Genomic DNA, 20815 nt, shown 5'->3' on the forward strand with positions numbered 1-20815 from the left:
GGTGTGGTGAGAGCATGTACAATATCGAATGGCCGTATCCTGTTGAATGGGGTAAAGAAAATAGGATAAAAGCGGATGTTTTAGTAATTGGCGGGGGCATAGCTGGCTGTATGGCCGCTATCGCTGCCGCAAGAAAGAGATTAAAGGTTGTCCTTGTGGAAAAGGGGGCATCCAAGAGGAGCGGTTCCGCTGGGTCGGGGTGCGATCACTGGGAAAACGCAGCAACCAACCCCTGCTGTAAAATTACACCTGAAGAATTAACGGCTGCGATGATCGATGACAACGATGGGTATAACAATGGGATTTCTCACTACATTGAATGCAGGGAAGGATATGACAGGTTGCTGGATCTTGAAAAGATGGGCGCAAAAATAAGAGATACTGACGACGAGTTCAAAGGCGCGGAATTCAGAGACGAAAAAACTAAATTGCTCTTTGCCTATGATTATGAAAATAGGTATACGCTTCGGGTCTGGGGGACAACCTTCAAACCGGCTATGTATAAAGAGATGAGACGGTTAGGTGTGCAAGTTTTTGACAGGATTATGGCCACCAGTTTGCTAACAGAAAACGGTAAGCAAGGATCCCGGGTTATCGGGGCAACGGGAATTAACACTAGGACAGGTAAATTCCTGGTATTTCAAGCTAAGGCTACTGTGATCTGTACATCCCGCCCGGCCAGAGTCTGGTTGTTTTCCGCGGGGCTTCCAGGCCTCTGTGAATTCCGTCCTCCCCAGTGTATAGGAGATGGACATGCTATGGGTTGGCGCGCCGGAGTTGAGTTTACCATGATGGAAAAATCAGTAAGGGCTGAATTCTCTGCAGCAGGCCGGAGTTACCCACCTTACGGCGCGGGCAACAATCATAACACCTGGTATGCTGCCACTCTGGTAGACGCTGAGGGGAGGGAAATTCCTTATGTGGACAGGGACGGCAATATCCTTACCTCTGTATCCCAACGTTATCATCCCGCTCGGGGACAAAAGTTTTTCCTGATGGGTGGGGCCATCGATAACCCCAAGTATGAATATAGAGGGCCAGAAATACTACGATGGGAAGAACTCCTGAAACAGGGTTACAAGCTTCCCTTCTTTGCCGACCTGGGGAGTATGCCGGAAATGGAAAGGAAAGCTATCTGGGGACTGATGGTCGGACAAGAAGGGAAAACCCAGGTTCCTATTTATGGCCTTTATACCGAAGCAGGATTTGATCCTAAACTGGACATGTTACAATGTTACGGGACCGGGTGGACGTCGGCTCAGTTCCTGCCTCAGGAACGCCAACTTTTTGGGCTTCCCGGCGGTATCCTCAATGACTGGGAATTAAAGACTAATCTGGAGGGTCTCTATGCGGCCGGTGATGCCCTCTTTGCCTCGGATTGTGTTGGTCACGCGGCCGCAACCGGATATTATGCAGGTCGCCATGCTGCTAACTATGCTATGAAGGTTGAAGAGTTGCCAATTTGTGAACAACAGGTGGAAATTGAGAAACAGAGGGTATATGCTCCTTTGAAAAACAGCGACCAGAATGGTATCGGATGGAAGGAACTCAATATGGGTATTGCCAAGACGATGCAGAATTATTGCGGGGGAGTAAAAAGGGAAGAACTCCTAAATATAGGCCTAAAGACACTGAAAGACTATGAACAGAACGTTATCCCCATGCTCTATGCTCGTAATCCCCATGAACTGGTAAGAACCTTGGAGGTAGTGAATATTTTGACGGTCGCTCAAATTATAATTCACGCTAGTCTGGCACGTAAGTCCAGTTCAAGAGCTTTATGCTTTGAAAGAGCTGATTATCCGGAAATGGATCCACCCAGAGATCGTAAGTTTATCACTGTCAAGCAGGTCAATAATGAAGTGATAATTGGAGAGCTTCCTCTTGATTATTATGGTTCTCTGGCAGAAAACTATGAGAAATATAATAAAGACTATATTAGGGGGGAAAATTATGAATGATAAAGTATATGTAACACCGGAAACACCAGCTGCCAACCCAATAGTTTTCGATCCCGAGCTATGTACTGGATGCAATAGATGTGTGGATATCTGCCAGGTAGATTTGTTTATACCAAACCCGGAAAAGGGCAAGCCTCCTATCGCGCTGTATGTCGGAGAATGCTGGTATTGCGGTTGTTGCGTTATGGAATGTCCGAAGCCTGGTGCCATAAAGTTAAGGCATCCTTTAATGAATCAAGTTCACTGGGAACGACGAAAAAAGTAATTCAGGGTCTGCGCTACCAGTAATTGCCATTATCAAATTCCAACCACCACAGTGCTTCTAGCGACAACACCTGGTAAGGAGCGTAAACATCACCTTTTCCCCGAATTAACTTATTTCGGGGAATGCTTTTAAATGCTCTTTTTTTGTCAAATGATCTTCTTTTGTCATGGGGTCTGCTGCGGCGGAACCGTTTTTGGGTCTTGAGGTGTTGTTTGGCGGGGTGACCCGAGGGTGCGTGCCCGCCGGTCACCCCGGCACTAACAAGGGTTAACTGCTGGCAAAAATCCGGTTTCTATCTTCAAGGGGTTCACTTGAGGAGGCCGGAGAGGGGGCGCTTCTCATTCCAAGAGATCGGAACAATGTTCTGTTGACAAGAACCCAATCCGGCTGGAACTTGAAGTAAAAAGGTGACACGAAAGGCAAAGGATGTTGATTATGAGCGAGAAGAGGACCTTCAGACAGCTGGTAATAAATCCTGGATCGACCTCAACCAAGTTCGCGGTTTTTGATAATGAAAGGTGCATTTTTGAGAAGAAGGTGGAGCACGATGCTGCCGAGCTGAAACAGTTCACCCGTGTGGCGGATCAGAAGGATTACCGGACCGGGGTGGTGCTCAAGGCCCTGGAGGAGGCGGGGATCCCCCTGTCATCCTTTGATGCCGTTGTGGGGAGGGGCGGCATTTTGGGGCCTATGGAAAGCGGCACCTATCTGGTCAATGAGACCATGAAAGAGGAGCTTCAGAACTGCCCCCGGGAGGAGCATGCCTCCAACCTGGGGGGGTTGATCGCTGATGAGATCGCCGGCCGTAACGGTATCCCTGCTTACATTGTAGACCCGGTTTGCACGGATGAGATGAGCGATGTCGCCCGGATCACCGGGCTCCCCGATCTGGAGAAGTTCAGCTTCTGCCACGCCCTGAATATGAAGGCGGTTGCCCGCAAGGTGGCGCAGAAGATGGGGCGTCGCCTGGAGGAGTGCAACTTTGTGGTGGCCCATCTGGGCAGCGGCATTTCCATTGCTCCCTTCCGGAGAGGCCGGATCGTGGATGTCAACGGGGCGACCCAGGAAGGGCCCTTTTCCCCGGAGAGGTGCGGGGGGCTCCCGGCCATGCAGCTGATGAAGCTCTGCTACTCCGGTAAGTACAGCTACGAGCAGATGCAGGAAATGCTGATGAAATCGGGGGGTATGTATGCCTACCTGGGCACCAAGGATGTCCGGGAGGCGGAGGAGAGGGCGGCTGCCGGCGACGAAAAGGCGCAGCTGGTGCTGGAGGCGATGGCCTATCAGATCGCCAAAGAAATCGGCGCCATGGCCGTGGTTCTGGAGGGTGATCTCGACAGGATTATCATTACCGGCGGTATTGCCCGTTCCGAGTTCATCACCGGCAGGGTGATCCGGATGGTCGGTTTTCTGGCACCTGTTGAAGTGGTGCCGGGTGAGGAGGAACTGGAATCCCTGGCCCTAGGCGGTTTGCGCGTTTTGCGCGGTGAGGAAAAACCGAAAGTTTACCGTGGGACGAGGAGGTTGGAGGAATGAGCTACACCACATTCCGGGAGATGGCGGAAGAGGCCCGCAGCCTTGGGAGCACGCGCCTGAGCGTTGCCGCAGCCGATGATCGGGACGTGCTGCAGGCCGTCAAAATGGGTGTGGAGGCCGGGCTGGTCACACCGGTGCTGGTGGGGGATGAGAGGAAGATCCGGGACATTGCTGCCGCAATCGGGCTCTCCCTGGAAGGCACGGAAATCGTCCACCGGCCCGACCCCCAGCTGGCCGCGCTGGAAGCCGTTAAGGTTATCAGTGACGGGGGTGCCGACATCCTGCTGAAGGGAATGGTGAACAGCAGCGATTTTATGAGGGCGGTGCTGCACCCGGATTGCGGGCTGAGGACGGGGAGGATCTTGAGCCATCTGGCAGTGTTCGAGGTTCCCGGTTTTGACCGCCTGCTCTTCAATACAGATGGAGGCGTCAATATCAACCCGGATCTCAATCAGAAGATCGAGATTTTAAAAAATGCCGTCGAGTTTATGCACGCTCTGGGCTGGGAAAAACCCAGGGTGGCCGTGATCACCGCCAACGAAGCCATTAACCCGAAGATGGAATCAACCCTGGATGCCGCCATCTTAACTAAAATGGCCGAGAGCGGGCAGATCCGGGGGGCTGTAGTAGACGGACCACTGGCCCTGGATGTGGCCATCAGCCCGGAGGCCGCCGAACACAAGGGGATTAAGAGCCCTGTTGCGGGGCGGGCGGATCTTTTGCTGACCCCTACCATTGAAGTCGGGAATGTCTTCGGCAAGTCCCTGATTTATCTGGCCAAGGCCGTGATGGCAGGTGTGGTTTTGGGCGCCAGGGTGCCGGTGGTTCTCACCTCCAGGGCTTCCCGGCCGGAAGAGAAGCTTTACTCTCTGGCCATGGCCAGCCTGGCGCAATTGAGAACAGCCCGAAGAGCGATGAAGTGCGGATGACCTTTTAACTACGCTTCGTCCGATCGGATAAAGCGGTAGAATTCGGCAGTCTAAGCAGTTTAATTAGTAGAGAGGGGAATGGAATTGAAAACCAAAGCTGTTTTAACGGGTAATGAGGCCGTTGCCCGGGGTGCCTGGGAGGCCGGCGTCGGGCTGGGCGTCGGCTATCCCGGCACACCCAGCACGGAAATCCTGGAAAATCTGGCCCTTTACAAGGGCCCGGAAGTTGTCTGGGCGGTCAACGAAAAGGTGGCCCTGGAAGAGGCGTACGGCGCCTCCATCGGGGGGCTGCGCACCCTGGTAACCATGAAGCATGTGGGTCTCAATGTGGCCGCAGATCCCCTATTTACCGCCGCTTACATGGGTGTCAACGGCGGCATGGTGATTGCCGTGGCCGATGATCCGGGGATGCACAGTTCTCAAAATGAGCAGGACAACCGCTGGTATGCCCTCCATGCTAAGGTTCCCATGCTGGAGCCCTCCGACAGCCAGGAGTGTCTCCTCTATACCAGACTGGCCTTTGAGCTCAGCGAACGTTACGATGTTCCCGTTCTGTTGCGCCTGGTGACCCGCACCAGCCACGCCAGGGGTGTGGTCGAGCTCTCCGCCGATACCGAGTACGAAAGAGTCCGCTACGAGTACGTGCGAGACCCCAAGAAGTACATGTCTCTGCCGGCCAACTGCCGTCTCCGCAAGCAGATCCTGGAGAAGAACCTTGCTGCCGTCGTCTCTGATGAAGCGGTCAAGACGCTGGACGTGATGGATATCACCGGCACGGATGTGGGGATCATCACCGCCGGCGCCTCTTACAATTACGTCAGGGAAGTGTTCGGCGACAGATATTCGGTTCTCAAACTGGGGCTTGTTTACCCGCTCAACGAAGGAATCATCAGGGAGTTTGCCGGCAAGGTCAAGGAGATCTACGTGGTGGAGGAGCTCGATCCCTACCTGGAAATGAGTATCAAAGCCCTGGGCATCAGGTGTGAAGGGAAGAAGTACATCACCTCCTTTTTTGAACTCAATCCCCAGATCATCGCCGACTCCCTGGCAGAAGCCGGACTGGTTGTACCGGAGAGGGAGGCTGCGGTCGACGAACCCCTCGAGGTTCCGGCCAGGCCGCCTCTTCTCTGCGCCGGCTGCCCGCACCGCGGCTTTTTCTACGCCGCCAGGAGAGAAAAGGTGATGCTGACGGGAGATATCGGATGCTATGCCCTGGGAGGTGTGCCTCCGCTGGAGGCGATCGATGCCTCCATCTGCATGGGTGGGGGGTATACCCTCGCTCTCGGCCTGAGCCTCATCGCTCCGGAGGGGGAGAAGGTCTTCGGTTGCATGGGGGATTCCACCTTCTATCATTCCGGAATCACCGGCGCCATTGAAGCGGTATACAACAACCGCAGCATCATCCCTGTAGTCCTGGACAACCGGATCACCGCCATGACCGGGCACCAGGAGAATCCGGGGACGGGGCGGCTGCTGAAGGGGGAAGCCGCCTACGAGCAGCAGCCGGAGAAGCTGTTGCAGGCCGTTGGATACGACCGGGTCCTTGTTGTGCACGCCTATGAGCTGGAATCCCTGAGAAAAGCCATCAGGGAGGCGAAAGAGGCGGCGGATCGGGTAGCCATCGTCGTGAAAACGCCCTGCCGGTTGCTCAAAGGGGTTAAACCGGGTGTTCCCTACAAGGTGGATGCCGGGGTATGCAGAAAATGCAAGGCCTGCCTGAAGCTGGGCTGCCCGGCCATTTCCCTTAATCCGGAGGGGGTTCCTGCAATCGATCCCATAACCTGTTTCGGCTGCGGGCTCTGTGCTCAGGTATGCAGAAATAAAGCCATTGATGAAGTTGAGGAGGAAGAATAATGCCCAGAGAAACCAAAACCATCATGCTCACCGGTGTCGGCGGCCAGGGGATCATTTTGGCATCGACGATTTTGATCAACGGCCTTTTGAAGGCGAATTATGACGTCAAAGGCTCCGAGGTCCACGGGATGGCCCAGCGCGGGGGCAGTGTGGTCACACAGCTGCGCTACGGAGACAAGGTTTATTCCCCGCTCGTCGGCGCCGGAGCGGTCGATCTGCTGTTTGCCATGGAAAAGCTGGAGGCGGCTCGTTATGCCCACATGCTGAAAAAGAACGGCATCCTGCTGATGAACGAGATGGAGATTCCCTCGGCTCCCATCATGACCGGGAAGGTGCCCTATCCGCGGGATATCGAGGAGCGCCTGGCGGCCCTGCCGATATCATTCCATTCCATCCCGGCCGACGAGAAGGCCAGGGAGTTGGGGAACCCCCGTGTCGTCAACGTCATCATGCTGGGGGCGATGATCAAGTTGTGCGGCCTGGATCGGGAGCTTGACTGGAAGGAAGTTGTGGCTGCAGTCGTTAAACCCCGGTTCCGGGAGCTAAACCTGAAAGCATTTGAAGTGGGGATGAAGCTGGTTTAGTTTTTGTGCTTTGGAATTCACTGAAGTGACTTGGCGACCCCCCTATAACAAATACATTTTTTCGAACGGGAGCCACAAGAGTAAATACAATTGGCTCCCGTTCAGTTTTTTTCCGAATGCTGAAGCGCCTGTTTCAGGCAGCCTCCCCTTTCTTGCCTGCCGCCGTACCTGTACAATGTTCAGTTCAAGGGGGATGCCCGCCAGCGGGAGCGGCATATTGACCGGTTGTTTGGTGAGGATGTCTTCTCAAGAGCGGTGGTGCTTACCTCACCGGTGCGACGATGAAAGCGCGAACCTCTGTCGGATGACTTGTCAGCACCTGTAGTTGCGGATCACCACTTCGTTGATGGGGCCGCGCCTGTCCGGGCGGCAGTTGATGGCGCGGCGCGCCTGCACCGCGCAGATGTCGTAGCCGGCGTACAGTTCCTTGATAAATGGGGTGTCGGAATTGCTGAGCATGACCAGGCAGCCGCGGCGGTCCAGTTCCCGGAAGACGGCGGCCAGGCGCTTCTGCTCCTCTTCCCCGAAGGCCGCAGCCGTATAGCCGGTGAAACATGATGTTTCCGATAGAGGATGGTAAGGGGGGTCGAAGTAGACGAAGTCCCCAGACTCTGCCCGGTCGAGGACCAGGGCGAAGTCTCCCAGTATGATTTCGGCATTTTTCAGGGAGGAGCTTACCAGGCGCAGGTTCGGTTCGTCGATGATTGTCGGATTTTTGTAGTTACCGAAGGGCACATTATGCTGACCCTTGCGGTTCACCCGCCAGAGGCCGTTGTAGGCCGTTTTGTTCAGGAAAAGGAAGCGGGATGCCCTGCGGACGGGGTCCATCTTGGCGGGGTCGAGGGCTCTGATCCTGTAATAATAGGAGCGTTCGTTGACGTGGCGCCGCAGGTCCTTTAGCAGCTCCTCCAGGTTGTCCCGTACCACCAGGTAAAAATTGATCAGTTCCTCGTTGCTGTCGATGAGTGAGGCCTGAGCCGGGAGCAGGTGAAAGAACACCGCCCCTCCCCCGACAAAGGGCTCATGATAGACGCAAAACCTTTTTGGGAAAAGGGGGATCAGTTGTGTGAGCAGCTGCCCCTTCCCCCCTGCCCACTTCACCGGTGGTCTGGGCTTCACCTTTTGGTTCGTGAGCGCCAAAATAACTCACCCGGTATTATTACTTCGCCGGCAGAGGGGAAAATTCCTTGGTGCTGCTGCTAAAATCCCAAAGGGCTTCTCCCAGGCAGCCCCCTGCTGGGTGCTGCAGGCCCTGATACTCCTTGATGGCGGAAGAAAAATTTCTGTTATTCCCTCCAAAGTCAGCAACAAAAATGCAGGGGATTATTCGCTTATGCGGTCGCCGCGCCGGGTGGCAAAAGTGAGATGAGGTAAATGGTTGTTGACTCAAAAGGCTTTTCAATGAGACATGCCGGGCGGTTGCCAGGGTATGTTTGATCTTCACATTATTTTAACATAAAAATAATGATTATTTCTCAAAAAGCAAAACCAGAATTAATAATCCGGTTGTAGATTAGATTACAAAGGAATCAAACTCTATGGGAGGGATTTGTGTGAAGGCAGCGAAGTTCAGGTTGTTGGGTGTTGTGATGGCAGCTTTGCTGGTGCTGGGGATGCTTGCCGGCTGCAGCAGGGCAGAAAAAGCCCCCCAGGGAACGTCCGGTTTGAGCGGTACCATAGTTATTGCCGGTTCCACTTCTGTACAGCCGCTCTCCGAGGAATTGGCAGCTGCTTTCAAAGAAAAGCATCCGGACGTTGATATCAGTGTTGCCGGGGGCGGTTCCTCAGCCGGGATCAAGGCGGCTCAGGAAGGAACAGCCGATATCGGAGCTTCCTCCAGAGAACTCAAGCCGGGTGAAAAGGGGACCCTTTTTGAAACCCTCATAGCCAAGGATGGGATTGCAGTTGTTGTTCATCCGGGAAACGCTGTTAATGCCTTGAGCCTTGATCAGGTAAGAAAAATATTCGCTGGTGAGATTACCAACTGGAAGGATGTTGGCGGCAGCGATGCCGCGATTAATGTGTACACCAGGGAAGAGGGTTCAGGAACCCGCGGCGCCTTTGAGGAGATTGTGATGGGGGAAGATATGAAAATCAGCAACAAGGCGGGCGTTCAGAACTCCACAGGTGCTGTTCGGACTGCTGTAGCAGGGGACCCAAACGGGATCGGGTATATTTCTCTGGGGAGTGTCAATAAAGCGGTAAAGGCTTTGAAAATTGATGGAGTTGAGCCGAGCAAGGAAACAGTCCTTAATGGTTCCTACAGGATCGCCCGTCCCTTCCTGTACCTGACAAAGGGGAAGCCGACCGGGCTTGTCAAGGCATATATCGACTTCGTGCTGAGCCCCGAAGGTCAGAAAATAGTAGAACAGGATTTTATTCCGGTAAAATAGTGCTTGACCGCCGGTTTCATGTAAAAGTGCAGACTACAAACAGGGATGAGAAATACCAGCCCGGCCGGATATTTAGGATCCGGCCGGTATTACAGGGGTGCCTGAAAGTGGAGGGAGAATAAAACTGTTCTCTTGACGGTTTTTCGATATACTTAAGGTAAGGGGGATTTCCTGAAGATAGCGGTAATTGCCGGTATTCATGGGAACTACCCGGTCCTGCAGCCGTCCTGAGAGATATTCGATATTTGGGCAAGAAAGGATATAGGAGTGAGACTCATGCCTCCCAGGATCCTTGTGGTTGATGACGAGGATGTGATTGTGAAACTTGTTTCCTATAATTTAAAGAAAGAGGGTTTTGAAGTCATTACTGCCGGTGACGGGCAGGAAGCCTGGGAAAAGATCCGCCAGGAAAAACCAGATCTGGTCATCCTCGATGTCATGCTCCCGGGGATGGATGGCTTTTCTCTGTGCCGCCTGCTGCGCCAGGAAAAGATGATGACCCCGGTTCTGATGCTGACGGCTAAGGATGAGGAGATCGACAGGGTACTCGGTCTGGAGATAGGGGCGGATGATTACCTGACCAAGCCCTTCAGCCCGCGGGAGCTGATTGCCAGGGTGAGGGCGATCCTGCGCCGCACCGGGGAACGGAGGACGGGCCAGGAGGAGCAGCTGGAATTTGGAGAACTGGTGGTTTATCCTGCCAGGTATGAGGTCCGGCGGGGCGGAGAGCAGATCGAACTCACACCCAGGGAATTTGAGCTGCTGTTGCTGCTGTTGCGGAATGCCGGCCTTGTCATGAGCAGGGAATACATCCTGCAAAAACTCTGGGGGGATGATTTTTACGGTGATGACCGGGTGGTTGACGTTCATATCAGGCACCTGCGGGAGAAGATCGAGAGAGAGCCGGGTAATCCCGTCTACATAAAAACAGTGCGGGGGGTGGGTTACAAGTTCCAACCGCCAGAATGATGAACAGGATGGGAATCAAACTGGCCCTGGGGTTCCTTTTGATTCTGGGGTGTGCTCTGCTGGCCTTTGGCCTGGCTGCTCTTCGATATCTCCCGGCGAGGGGTAGGGAAGTGATTGTTGCGCAGGAATGGTGGCCGTTCCTGGCGGCGGCGTCGCTTGTTTTCGTGGTTAGCATCGCCGCGGTGCTGGTTTTGGTACGGGGGATTACCCATCCCCTGGGGGAACTTGCCGATGTGGCGCGGCGGCTTTCTCAGGGCAACTGGGGTTCCCGGGTCAAGCACCCGGCTGCGGATGAGTTGGGCGATCTGGCGTGTTCCCTGAACAACCTCTCCGCTCGCATCAGGAAGACCGTCGGCGACCTGGAGGAAAGCAGAGGTCAGCTCGAAGCTGTTCTAGCTCATATGGGAAGTGGGGTTCTGCTGGTGGACGGCGGCGGGTGCATTGTTATGGTAAATCCTGTTGCCGAAGAGATCCTGGGGATACGTCAAGAGGAGGTCCGAGGAAGATCTCAGGTAGAAGTTGTCAGGAATTATTCCTTAAGCCAGCTGATCTCTGAAGTGCTTGGGGAATGGCGGCCGCAGCGCCGGGAAATCTCTATCATTTACCCGGAGGAGCGCATTCTGGAGGTAACGGCTGCTCCCGTCTGCGGGGAGGGGAGAGAAAGACGCGGTGTCCTGGTCGTGCTTTATGATATTACGGAGATCAGGCGGTTGGAAAGGGTGCGGGCGGAGTTTGTGGCGAATATTTCCCACGAATTGAAAACACCCGTCACCTCTATCAAGGGGTTCGCGGAAACTCTGCTTGAAGGCGCCCTTTACAACCACCGGGCTGCTGAGGAATTCGTGTCTATTATCAATGAGGAGGCGGAACGCTTAAGCCGCCTCATCCAGGATCTGCTGGAGCTTTCCAAGATTGAATCCAGGGAGGTCAAACCACAGCCGGAAAATCTGGACTTAACTGCGGAGATCAAAGAGATTGTCGACCGCCTGCAGCCTCGTTTCCGGAAAAAGGGATTGGAGTTGAACACCGGTCTTCCTCCGGAGGCTGTTTATGTCCGGGCCGACAGCGACCACCTGGAGCAGATCTTATCCAATCTTTTAGACAACGCCTTGAAGTATACGCCGGAGGGTGGCAGGGTAGCTGTCGGTTTGCTTCCCGGGGAGATTGAGGTCATTGTCGTAGTTGAGGATAACGGGATCGGTATCCCGGCGGAGGACTTGCCGCGCATCTTCGAGCGCTTTTATCGGGTGGATAAGGCGCGGAGCCGTAAGCTGGGGGGAACCGGGCTCGGCCTGGCCATAGTTAAACACCTGGTCAGCGCAAACGGCGGGCGCGTTTGGGTGGAGAGTGAACCGGGTAGGGGCTCGAAATTTTATTTTTCTCTGCCTGCAGTAGAAGAAGTGGAGGAAACAGGAAATTATGGAAGAGATAAAATTTAAGATCAGCAATCTGAATCTCTATTACGGCACCAACCGGGTGTTGAAGGATATCAACCTGGAAATCGTTGCTCACCAGGTAACGGCCCTGATCGGTCCTTCGGGATGCGGCAAATCCAGCCTGCTCAGGTCTTTGAACAGGATGAACGACCTCATTCCCGGGGCCAGAATTGAGGGCAGTGTCCTGCTCGATGGGGAGGATATTTACAGACCGGGGCTCGATGTGGCGGATCTGCGCAAGCGTGTGGGCATGGTCTTCCAGCGTCCGAATCCCTTTCCCAAGTCCATCTTTGAAAATGTCGCTTACGGGCCGCGGCGGCACGGCATCCGCAACCGGCGGGTTCTCGCCGAGATTGTAGAGAAGAGCCTGCGTGAGGCCGCCCTCTGGGATGAGGTCAAGGACAGCTTGCACAAGCCCGCCCTGCAACTTTCCGGGGGCCAGCAGCAGCGTCTCTGCATCGCCCGGGCACTGGCGGTGGAACCGGAAGTTCTGCTGATGGATGAACCCTGTTCTGCGCTCGACCCTATTTCTACGGCCAGGGTGGAAGACCTCATCGATGAGCTTAAACGTGATTACACCATCGTTATCGTCACTCATAACATGCAGCAGGCGGCGCGTGTCTCCCAGTACACGGCGTTTCTATGGGACGGGACGCTTGTAGAGTTTGGGGAAACGGGAAGGCTTTTCACCAATCCCGTCAGGAAAGAGACCGAGGATTACATCACCGGTCGGTATGGTTAAATGAAAGGTGGGAGACTGGAAGGTGGTCAGAAAATCCTATCGTGAGCAGCTTGCAGATCTGAAGGAAAATGTTTTAATAATGGGGACGATGGTTGAAGAGGCTATCTACAAAGCCGTTAAGTCGCTTAAAGAGCGCGATGAGGAGCTGGCGCAAAAGGTGATCGACGGTGATGATGCCATCGACGGTTACCTGGTGCAGATAGAGGACAGTTGTGTGAGGCTCCTCGCCCTGCAGCAGCCTATGGCACGTGACCTGCGCGTGATCAGCACGGCCATCAAGATCATCACCGACCTGGAGAGGATGGCCGACCTGGCCGTGGATATCGCCAGGGTTACCCTGCGGCTTTCCGGACAGCAGCTCATCAAGCCGCTAATCGATATCCCCCGGATGATGGAGATCGCCCAGAGGATGACCAGGATCAGCCTGGACGCTTATGTTCAGGAGGATCCCGAGCAAGTGCTCTGTTTGCGCGACTACGATCATGAGGTGGATGCTCTTTATAACCAGGTTTTCCGGGAACTCCTGACATTTATGATCGAAGATCCCCGTACCATCACACAGGCCACCCAACTTCTTTTCGTCGCCAGGTTTCTGGAAAGGATTGCCGATCATGCCACCAATGTCGGGGAGTCGGTTTACTATATGGTGAAAGGTGAACGCAAGGAACTCAATGATTAAACTGTTGGCCCGATGAACGACCGGGCCGGTGGATCCTCCTCCGGGCCCGGCTTTTTTATGGAAACGTAATATCACTTTAATAATTCCTTAATTATTGACAGATAAAATAACGAAGGAAGACCGTGACGGGGGTACGAAAGGCAGCGGATCGCAGGAAGAGTTTTTTCTGCGGCTATTTTCACGGTAGCAAGGAGTTCGGAAACAGATGCTTGTGAAAAAAGAAAGGTTTTACCCGGGACTTCTTCTGTTGTGTGCTTTGACCTCGATCATGGTGGTCGTCTTAGTCGGTCTCTTCGTTTTCCTTCAGGGATACCCCCTGCTGTCAAAAACGGGATTTTTCTCCTTTCTCCTCGGGAGAAACTGGTCACCCGGGCAGGGGGATTTCGGCATCCTGCCGATGGTTGTCGGCACCTTTGCGGTGACCCTGGGTGCCCTTCTGGTGGGTGTACCCCTCGGGGTAACAACGGCAATTTTTCTGGCCGAGTATGCTCCGGCAGGGATCGGCATTTGGACGCGGCGGGCTGTGGAGCTGCTGGCGGGGATTCCCTCTGTGGTCTACGGCCTGTTCGGCATGACCGTCATCGTTCCGTTAGTGCGCCAGGTGGCGATGAACTGGTTTGGAGCCATGCTGTCTCCTGAGATGAAAACAGGTTACTGTATTGTGGCCGCCTCTCTGGTTCTGGCCGTCATGATCCTTCCCACAATCGTCAGCATCTCCGAGGATGCCCTGCGCGCCGTACCCGGAGAATACAGGGAAGGCTCTTACGCTCTGGGTGTTCCCCGTTGGGAGACCATTGTTCACTGCCTGCTTCCTGCCGCCCGCTCCGGAATTATTGCCGCGGTTGTTCTCGGCATGGGGCGGGCTGTCGGGGAGACCATGGCCGTTCTGATGGTTGCCGGGAACGCCCCTGCCCTGCCCAGGTCAATCTTCTCTCCTGTACGCACCTTGAGCGGTAATATCGGCCTGGAGATGGCTTATGCCTCTGGGGAGCATGCCCAGGCACTCTTTGCAACCGGGGTTGTCCTCTTTCTTTTGATTATGCTCTTAAACAGTTGCGTCCTCCTCTTTGCCGGAAAGGGGGTAAGAACCAGGTGAGCGGCCTTAAAAAAACCAGGGAGCGACTGGCGCAAGCGCTGGTCTGGAGCGCCGCCGTCATTACGGTTGGCCTGCTTCTTTTGATCATTATTTACATCATGATGCAGGGACTGGGGAAGCTCAGTATCGACTTTTTCCTGGAAAATCCTCGCCGCATGGGAAGCGCCGGGGGAATCTATTCACCCCTTATCGGCACCCTTTATTTTATCTTTGTGACAATGCTTCTGGCGGTGCCGGTGGGAGTTGGAGCGGCCGTTTATTTGACCGAATTTACCCATGAGGGCCCCCTGGTGCGGGTGATCAGGTTCTTTACGGATGCTCTGGCGGGGATACCCTCCATCGTCATCGGGCTTTTTGGTTTTGCTTTCTTTGTGGTGATGCTGCAACCTCTGACAGGGGGATGGTCGATTCTCTCCGGATCCCTGACTGCTTTCTGCATGATTCTGCCAACTATTGTCCGGGTTTCGGAGGAGGCTCTGCGCGCAGTTCCCACCTCCTATAGGGAGGGAAGCCTGGCTCTGGGTGCCGGTAAGTGGGACACCGTCCTTCATGTGGTAATTCCCAGCGCTCTTCCGGGGATTCTTACCGGTGTTCTCCTGGGTGTTGGCCGGGTGATCGGGGAAACGGCACCTTTATTGCTGACCCTCGGCGGTTCCCTCCTCGTACCCAGGTCTGTATTCAGCCCGGCGCGCACACTTTCCATGCACCTTTATCTGGTGGCCATGGAGACCGGGGAATTTTCCGTCGCCTTTGCCACAGGGGCGGTGCTGGTCATGGTCGTTCTCCTGTTGAACCTGGCCGGTTATTGCCTTCTGCAGCGCTTGATGGGGCGAGTAGGCGGGAACAGATAGGGGGATCTGCTATAGCCGCTGAAGGGACGGTCAGGGAGCGGGAGTTTGCTCACCAGTAGGTTTTGTTGATCCGGTTTTCCGTCGGGTCGAGGGTGAGGACAACTTTTTCTTCGTTCCTCTCAAACTTATAAGAAGACTTCCCGAGGCGAATGAGGGAGCCTTCAAAGACGTAGCCAGCGGTTATGGACCCCTCGGTGGTGGCAACAGAGGTGGGTGTGCCCCGCGCTCCCAGAGTTCCGATGTACACATTCCCTCCTGCCAGGATTTTACCTCCGCGAAAAATGCCGTCTACCCTAACGGAATTACCGGCATGGAGTTCACAGTGGTAACAGCCTTTGCCCGTCACCTGGATCCGGTTGGCGGCCATGAGTGTTGAAGAAACGGCGTAGTGAATTATAATATTCCCCTCCTCTTGAGAGGGAGGGTTGACATCTTTGAAGAAGTTTGAAAGAGCATTTGCGGTTTTCTCCAGAAAAACCGGACTGGTTGCAGTCAAAGGGGAGCGCGCGATGGCGGTCAGGCTGTTCACCAGCAGCCGAAATTCTTCGATGGCCGTCAGCTGCGGGAACTGCCGAACCCCTTCGCTCAGAAGTGTTATTGCAGAGGTAAGGTCCTGGTAGTTCTTAAGGATCTCAGAACCGACCGGCAATTTCTCCTGCGGCTGCTTGCCGGCGAGAGTTTTCGTGACGCCAACCAGGTTCTGCAGTTCTTTTTCAATTTTCTTAAGGACTTGAACGAGTTGCTGGGGGAAAACCTGATATAATCCGGCAATGAGTGTTGAAGAAAAGATGTTGTTGTGCACAATAATTGATCCCCCGGCCATGACCTCGCTGTGGGATACGATGCCTTTTACGGCGACATTCCCCCCGGCCTTGACGCGCATCTTCTCTTTGATCTGACCGGAGATACTGATGTCACCGTTAAAAGAGATGTTGCCGGAAGAGATATCCACGTCCCCTTGATGCTGGAGAATAGGGAGGACGGAGATAAGAACCCTATTCTCTTTTCTTTTGGCAACAGGGCGGCCGAAATTAATCGCTATTGCTTCCAATCCGTCATCACTGATAACGCAGCCCTGTCCGGCGAACAACTCAATATCTCGGGGTTCTGGTGGGGGGATGACCTCCCCGCTGACGGCAATGCCCGGAGTTCCCTTGACGGCCGGCCGCTTCTTGGCCAAAACCGTCCCCGCTTCCACCGATATGTAGGAAAAAATATCTCGAAAATCAACCGTGCTGTTTAAATCCTTTTCAACGGGCACCTTCGCCCGGTTTTCGAAGAAAAACTCGACATCAGCATCTGTGCCCGGTACGGGCTCCTTGCCTCGGGCAACAACTATGGAGGTTTCCTCAGTAGCGGTGAGGGCAAGGTTAAAGGCTGTCCGGTCAATACCGTATTTAATACCTTTTTGTGCAAGCTCCTCTGCCAGCTCCTTGAGGGTTAGCGGGGCAGAGGACTCTTTTACCTCTTGGAATTCCGGCCTCAAGTAGCGTGAGGGGGGCATATCTTTGACTATACGCTTGATTACCAGTTCCGGTTTGATATGAAGAACGGCTTCCATTTTATCAGGTGAAACCTGAAGGTGCCAGGAGCCTTTCTCAATCTCAGTTGTTCCTCTTATCTCTACGTGATCGCTTGTTCTTACCGGTACCGGCTCGGTTTTTTCCTGACCGTTGATAAATAATCGCAGTCCTTTGCAGGGATGAAGGATGGGATAGGGGCCCCCTTCAGGATGACTGGCCACTACTATTCCACCGATGATTGCCAGCCAGCAGGGAAGATCGACTGCGTCATGGTCGGCCTGAGTATCGTTTTGTTTGGGAAGTTTTGAGTCTTGGTTGCCGCTTCGCAACATTAGCGTTCCTCCAAGCAGGCTTTTCCCAAAGAATCCGGAGCTGCATCGAAGCGAGAATGTGGTGATAAAACTGCAGGGATGAGGTTACTGCTCATGTGTTTCCCTAGTTGTTCAGTTGACCGGGATGTAACACCGGATGAATCCGGCTCCTGGTTAGTGCCGACAGTTGTTCCCCAAGATGTTCTTGAGAAGATGCTTACAACCGGTTTCTCGAGATCTGTTTTCTAGGACCATTTTCCCACACAGGCCGACCTGTGTCAAATTAAAGGGCTGGCAACCCTGCGCCAGAACTACCTTATTAAATTGTGTAATCATATAGAATTATTTTGCTCTATTGTCCCCGGTTGGCGGATCTAAATGAGGAAACAGGATACAAGGACCGGCAGCGGCTTTGGTCCGAGGGCGCCGATGCTCTGATCGGCCGTTACCACCCCTCGAGTTGACAAATGCGGTGGCAGAACCGTACAATTATTGAGAATCAACTTATAGTTGCGTGCCTCTGCTGGTTGGGATTCTTAGGTGAAGTCTCTAACCCCGTTGGTCGCAAGAGTTGTTTTATTGCTTTTTCGGAGCAGTTTTTTATCGAGGGAGGAAAAATGAGGGACGAACAGCTGATTCCCAAGACATATGACCCTCATCGGGTTGAAAAGAAGTGGTACGAATTCTGGCTGGAAAAGAACTTCTTTCACGCGGAGCCGGAGAAAGGGGGGAAGCCCTTTTGCATTGTCATACCTCCCCCTAACGTCACCGGTTCCCTGCACCTGGGGCATGCCTTGGACAACACCATGCAGGATGTCCTGGTGCGCTGGCGCCGGATGCAGGGTTACAACACACTCTGGCTGCCGGGCACGGATCACGCCGGAATTGCCACCCAGGCCCGGGTTGAAGAGCAGTTGGCCAAAGAGGGCCTGAGCAAGTACGATCTCGGTAGGGAAAAGTTTTTGGAGCGCGTCTGGGCCTGGAAGGAGGCCTACGGCGGCAAAATCATCGAACAGCTGAAGAGGCTGGGGGCCTCCTGCGACTGGGAGCGGGAGCGCTTCACAATGGACGAGGGATGCTCCCGGGCGGTGCGGGAGGTCTTCTGCCGTCTCTACGAGAAGGGGCTGATCTACCGGGGGAGTTACATCATCAACTGGTGCCCCCGCTGTCGGACGACGATCTCCGATATCGAAGTGGAGCATACCGATGAGGAAGCTAAGCTCTACTATATCACTTATCCCGGTGTAGACGGCGGGCCGGGGATTACTGTGGCCACGACCCGCCCGGAGACCATGATGGGAGACACTGGAGTCGCCGTCAACCCGAATGATCAACGCTACCGCCACCTGATCGGCAAAAAGGTCATCCTCCCTCTGATGAACCGGGAAATCCCGGTGATCGCCGACGAGATCGTGGATCCCTCTTTTGGAACCGGCGCCGTCAAGGTAACGCCGGCCCATGACCCGAACGACTTCGAGATCGGCCGCCGCCATGGTCTCCCGGAAATAGTTGCCATCGGCAAGGATGGCATACTGACCGCCGAGGCCGGCAGGTACGCCGGGATGACCAGGGAGGAGGCCCGCCAGCGGGTTGTGCAGGACCTGGCCGAGGAGGGCCTGCTCCTGAAGGTCGAGGACTACACCCATGCCGTCGGCCACTGTTACCGCTGCGGCACTACCATCGAACCGCTGGTTTCCGAGCAGTGGTTCGTGCGCATGAAACCGCTGGCGGAGCCGGCAATGGAGGCGGTAAAACAAGGGCGGATCCGCTTTGTGCCGGAGCGGTTTACCAAGATCTATCTGAACTGGCTGGAGAACATCAGGGACTGGTGCATCTCCCGGCAGCTCTGGTGGGGGCACCGGATCCCCGTCTGGTATTGCCGGGAATGCGGCGCCACCATCTGTGCGGTGAATGACCCCACGGAGTGTTCCCAGTGCGGCGGCACGGGGCTGGAACAGGACCCCGATGTGCTGGATACCTGGTTCAGTTCTGCGCTCTGGCCGTTCTCCACCATGGGCTGGCCGGAGTACACCAAAGATCTGGAATTTTACTACCCGACAACGGTGCTGGTTACCGGGAGGGACATCATCTTCTTCTGGGTGGCCCGGATGATCTTCATGGGCCTGGAATTCATGGATGACGTTCCTTTCCGGGAGGTGCTCATCCACGGGCTGGTGCTTGATGCCTTGGGGCGCAAGATGAGCAAATCGCTGCGCAATGGGATCGATCCCCTTGAGGTGATCGAGAAGTACGGCGCCGATACCCTGCGCTTTACCCTGCTCACCGGGAACACCCCAGGCAATGACCTTCGTTTTTACTGGGAAAAGGTCGAGGGCGCCCGGAACTTCGCCAATAAGGTCTGGAACGCCTCCCGCTTCGCCATGCTCAACCTTAAGGATTTCCGGCCGGAAGAGGCCGGAGACCTGAAAAACGGAGAGGGTTTAACCCTGGCCGACAGGTGGATCCTGAGCAGGTTTAATAAAACTGTGAGCGGCGTAACCGCCAATCTGGAGGCCTACGAATTGGGGGAGGCTGCCCGGCTGCTCTATGAATTCATCTGGAGCGAATTTTGCGACTGGTACATTGAAGTTATCAAGCCGCGGCTTTACGGAAAGGAGAGCGAGGAGAGCAGGCGCACCGCCCAAGCCGTCCTGCACTACGTTCTCATCAATACCCTGGAGCTTCTGCACCCCTTCATGCCTTTCCTCACCGAAGAGATCTGGCAGCACCTTCCCCACCAAGGGGAGAGCATCGTGGTGGCTCCCTGGCCTGAAGTGCAGCAGAACTTCGATGACGCGAAGAGCGAGGCGGAGATGGAATTTCTGATGGAGGTAATCCGCGGCATCAGGAATATGCGCGGGGAGATGAACATACATCCGGGGCGTTCCGTCAGGTGTGTTGCCATAGCCGTTCCGGAGCATGGCGCTCTCTTGCAGAGCTACAGGTCTTATGTGGAAAACCTGGCCAACTGCGATCCCCTTGAGGTCGTGGGACCTGGGCAGTCGAAGCCGAAGCAGGCTTTGAGCACTGTGGTCAGGGGCACGGAAATCTACCTGCCTCTGGCAGGGCTGGTGGATCTGGATAAGGAGCTTGCCCGCCTGGAGAAAGAGGCGAAGACCATTGAGGGGGTTTTGCAGCGGGTGCAGAAGAAGCTTTCCAATGAGCAGTTTCTTGCCAAAGCGCCGCCGGAGGTGGTAGAGAAGGAGCGGGAAAGGGAAGCCGAACTGAGAAGGACCAAAGAGGCCCTCAACCGCCGGCTGGCGGCCCTGAAGTCTTGAGTCCCGGCGGTTGCTGCTTCCGGCGGCTTTTTGGAAGCAATAGCCTACATGTGTCAATTATTGTTTTAAACATAATATTCCAGACATAATATTTAATGAGAGGTTAAGGCAGGACCGGCCTCGATTTAGTATTTTCCGGGCGCCCTTGTCCTTCCCTTGACACCTCGCTGCCCGTTCAGTATAATGAATCAACAAAGTAACCCTTTTGGTTTTAAAGACGGTGAACGAGAAGAGTAGGTACAGGGCGAAGCCCCAGAGAGGAACCGTCACCGGCTGGAAGCGGTTCCGGCAGAGCGGTACCGAAAGTGCGCTCGGGAGTCGCGGTGCCGAATTAAAGTAGGCATCGACGGGAGGGAACCGTTAGCATTCCCAGGCAGAGGGGTGTTGTTTTGCCCGAAGCAGAGTGGA

At 54.7% G+C, this 20815-nt stretch carries 16 protein-coding genes and 1 other annotated feature (1 of these 17 only partly in view); of the genes, 14 read left to right on the forward strand and 2 right to left on the reverse strand.

Annotated features, from left to right (window positions below; genetic code table 11):
* The first annotated feature begins 14 nt into the window (after positions 1-14).
* The 6 genes from TPH_RS02425 to TPH_RS02445 all read left to right on the forward strand — a co-directional run bounded on the left by TPH_RS02425 (position 15) and on the right by TPH_RS02445 (position 7129).
* Positions 15-1961, forward strand: coding sequence for an FAD-dependent oxidoreductase (locus TPH_RS02425; protein WP_015049637.1), 1947 nt, complete (start codon positions 15-17; stop codon positions 1959-1961).
* Complete coding sequence (locus tag TPH_RS14610) at positions 1954-2226, forward strand: 4Fe-4S dicluster domain-containing protein (protein WP_081578574.1); 273 nt, start codon at positions 1954-1956, stop codon at positions 2224-2226. The genes TPH_RS02425 and TPH_RS14610 overlap by 8 nt, the downstream gene beginning before the upstream one ends.
* A 435-nt stretch (positions 2227-2661) precedes the next feature.
* Complete coding sequence (gene buk / locus TPH_RS02430) at positions 2662-3762, forward strand: butyrate kinase (protein WP_015049638.1); 1101 nt, start codon at positions 2662-2664, stop codon at positions 3760-3762.
* The gene (locus TPH_RS02435; protein ID WP_015049639.1) at positions 3759-4691 is read left to right on the forward strand and encodes a bifunctional enoyl-CoA hydratase/phosphate acetyltransferase; all 933 of its coding nucleotides are present in this window, start codon (positions 3759-3761) and stop codon (positions 4689-4691) included. The genes buk and TPH_RS02435 overlap by 4 nt, the downstream gene beginning before the upstream one ends.
* 78 nt (positions 4692-4769) lie before the next feature.
* Entirely contained in the window at positions 4770-6545 is a 1776-nt protein-coding gene (locus tag TPH_RS02440; protein WP_037999113.1) for a thiamine pyrophosphate-dependent enzyme, read from the forward strand.
* Positions 6545-7129 (forward strand): indolepyruvate oxidoreductase subunit beta, encoded by a 585-nt coding sequence (locus tag TPH_RS02445; RefSeq protein ID WP_015049641.1) that lies wholly within the window; start codon positions 6545-6547, stop codon positions 7127-7129. The genes TPH_RS02440 and TPH_RS02445 overlap by 1 nt, the downstream gene beginning before the upstream one ends.
* A gap of 312 nt (positions 7130-7441) precedes the next feature.
* Here the strand turns inward: TPH_RS02445 and TPH_RS02450 are convergent, their stop codons facing one another.
* Entirely contained in the window at positions 7442-8269 is an 828-nt protein-coding gene (locus tag TPH_RS02450; RefSeq protein ID WP_015049642.1) for a DNA adenine methylase, read from the reverse strand.
* 413 nt (positions 8270-8682) lie between these two features.
* Here TPH_RS02450 and TPH_RS02455 point away from each other — a divergent pair, with 413 nt between their 5' ends.
* The 7 genes from TPH_RS02455 to pstA all read left to right on the forward strand — a co-directional run bounded on the left by TPH_RS02455 (position 8683) and on the right by pstA (position 15295).
* The gene (locus TPH_RS02455) at positions 8683-9522 is read left to right on the forward strand and encodes a phosphate ABC transporter substrate-binding protein (RefSeq protein WP_015049643.1); all 840 of its coding nucleotides are present in this window, start codon (positions 8683-8685) and stop codon (positions 9520-9522) included.
* Between the two features lie 276 nt (positions 9523-9798).
* Complete coding sequence (locus TPH_RS02460; protein ID WP_015049644.1) at positions 9799-10491, forward strand: response regulator transcription factor; 693 nt, start codon at positions 9799-9801, stop codon at positions 10489-10491.
* A gap of 8 nt (positions 10492-10499) precedes the next feature.
* Positions 10500-11930, forward strand: a complete 1431-nt coding sequence (gene pnpS, locus TPH_RS02465) for a two-component system histidine kinase PnpS (RefSeq protein WP_158502653.1) — start codon at positions 10500-10502, stop codon at positions 11928-11930.
* Positions 11911-12669, forward strand: a complete 759-nt coding sequence (pstB, locus tag TPH_RS02470; protein WP_015049646.1) for a phosphate ABC transporter ATP-binding protein PstB — start codon at positions 11911-11913, stop codon at positions 12667-12669. The genes pnpS and pstB overlap by 20 nt, the downstream gene beginning before the upstream one ends.
* A gap of 22 nt (positions 12670-12691) precedes the next feature.
* Complete coding sequence (gene phoU, locus TPH_RS02475; protein ID WP_015049647.1) at positions 12692-13348, forward strand: phosphate signaling complex protein PhoU; 657 nt, start codon at positions 12692-12694, stop codon at positions 13346-13348.
* 205 nt (positions 13349-13553) lie between these two features.
* Positions 13554-14444 (forward strand): phosphate ABC transporter permease subunit PstC, encoded by an 891-nt coding sequence (gene pstC / locus TPH_RS02480; RefSeq protein ID WP_015049648.1) that lies wholly within the window; start codon positions 13554-13556, stop codon positions 14442-14444.
* Positions 14441-15295, forward strand: a complete 855-nt coding sequence (pstA, locus tag TPH_RS02485; protein ID WP_015049649.1) for a phosphate ABC transporter permease PstA — start codon at positions 14441-14443, stop codon at positions 15293-15295. The genes pstC and pstA overlap by 4 nt, the downstream gene beginning before the upstream one ends.
* 49 nt (positions 15296-15344) lie before the next feature.
* On the opposite strand, the gene TPH_RS02490 is transcribed toward pstA, so the two are convergent.
* Entirely contained in the window at positions 15345-17150 is a 1806-nt protein-coding gene (locus TPH_RS02490; protein ID WP_015049650.1) for a DUF342 domain-containing protein, read from the reverse strand.
* Between the two features lie 596 nt (positions 17151-17746).
* On the opposite strand from TPH_RS02490, the gene TPH_RS02495 reads away from it, so the two are divergent.
* Complete coding sequence (locus TPH_RS02495) at positions 17747-20407, forward strand: valine--tRNA ligase (RefSeq protein WP_015049651.1); 2661 nt, start codon at positions 17747-17749, stop codon at positions 20405-20407.
* A gap of 211 nt (positions 20408-20618) precedes the next feature.
* Positions 20619-20815: a binding site (T-box leader), on the forward strand (it continues 29 nt past the right edge of the window).

Origin of the sequence: Thermacetogenium phaeum DSM 12270, from assembly GCF_000305935.1 — a bacterium.
GTDB classification, from domain to species: domain Bacteria; phylum Bacillota; class DSM-12270; order Thermacetogeniales; family Thermacetogeniaceae; genus Thermacetogenium; species Thermacetogenium phaeum.

Excerpts from the sequence above, each read along its gene's own strand:
- TPH_RS02425 (WP_015049637.1), top strand. The coding sequence starts at position 15 with ATGTACAATATCGAATGGCCGTATCCTGTTGAATGGGGTAAAGAAAAT.
- TPH_RS02460 (WP_015049644.1), top strand. The coding sequence starts at position 9,799 with ATGCCTCCCAGGATCCTTGTGGTTGATGACGAGGATGTGATTGTGAAA.
- pstB (WP_015049646.1), top strand. The coding sequence starts at position 11,911 with ATGGAAGAGATAAAATTTAAGATCAGCAATCTGAATCTCTATTACGGC.
- TPH_RS02435 (WP_015049639.1), top strand. The coding sequence starts at position 3,759 with ATGAGCTACACCACATTCCGGGAGATGGCGGAAGAGGCCCGCAGCCTT.
- buk (WP_015049638.1), top strand. The coding sequence starts at position 2,662 with ATGAGCGAGAAGAGGACCTTCAGACAGCTGGTAATAAATCCTGGATCG.
- pnpS (WP_158502653.1), top strand. The coding sequence starts at position 10,500 with ATGGGAATCAAACTGGCCCTGGGGTTCCTTTTGATTCTGGGGTGTGCT.
- TPH_RS02490 (WP_015049650.1), bottom strand. The coding sequence starts at position 17,150 with ATGTTGCGAAGCGGCAACCAAGACTCAAAACTTCCCAAACAAAACGAT.
- TPH_RS02445 (WP_015049641.1), top strand. The coding sequence starts at position 6,545 with ATGCCCAGAGAAACCAAAACCATCATGCTCACCGGTGTCGGCGGCCAG.
- TPH_RS02440 (WP_037999113.1), top strand. The coding sequence starts at position 4,770 with ATGGAATTGAAAACCAAAGCTGTTTTAACGGGTAATGAGGCCGTTGCC.
- TPH_RS02495 (WP_015049651.1), top strand. The coding sequence starts at position 17,747 with ATGAGGGACGAACAGCTGATTCCCAAGACATATGACCCTCATCGGGTT.
- pstC (WP_015049648.1), top strand. The coding sequence starts at position 13,554 with ATGCTTGTGAAAAAAGAAAGGTTTTACCCGGGACTTCTTCTGTTGTGT.
- TPH_RS14610 (WP_081578574.1), top strand. The coding sequence starts at position 1,954 with ATGAATGATAAAGTATATGTAACACCGGAAACACCAGCTGCCAACCCA.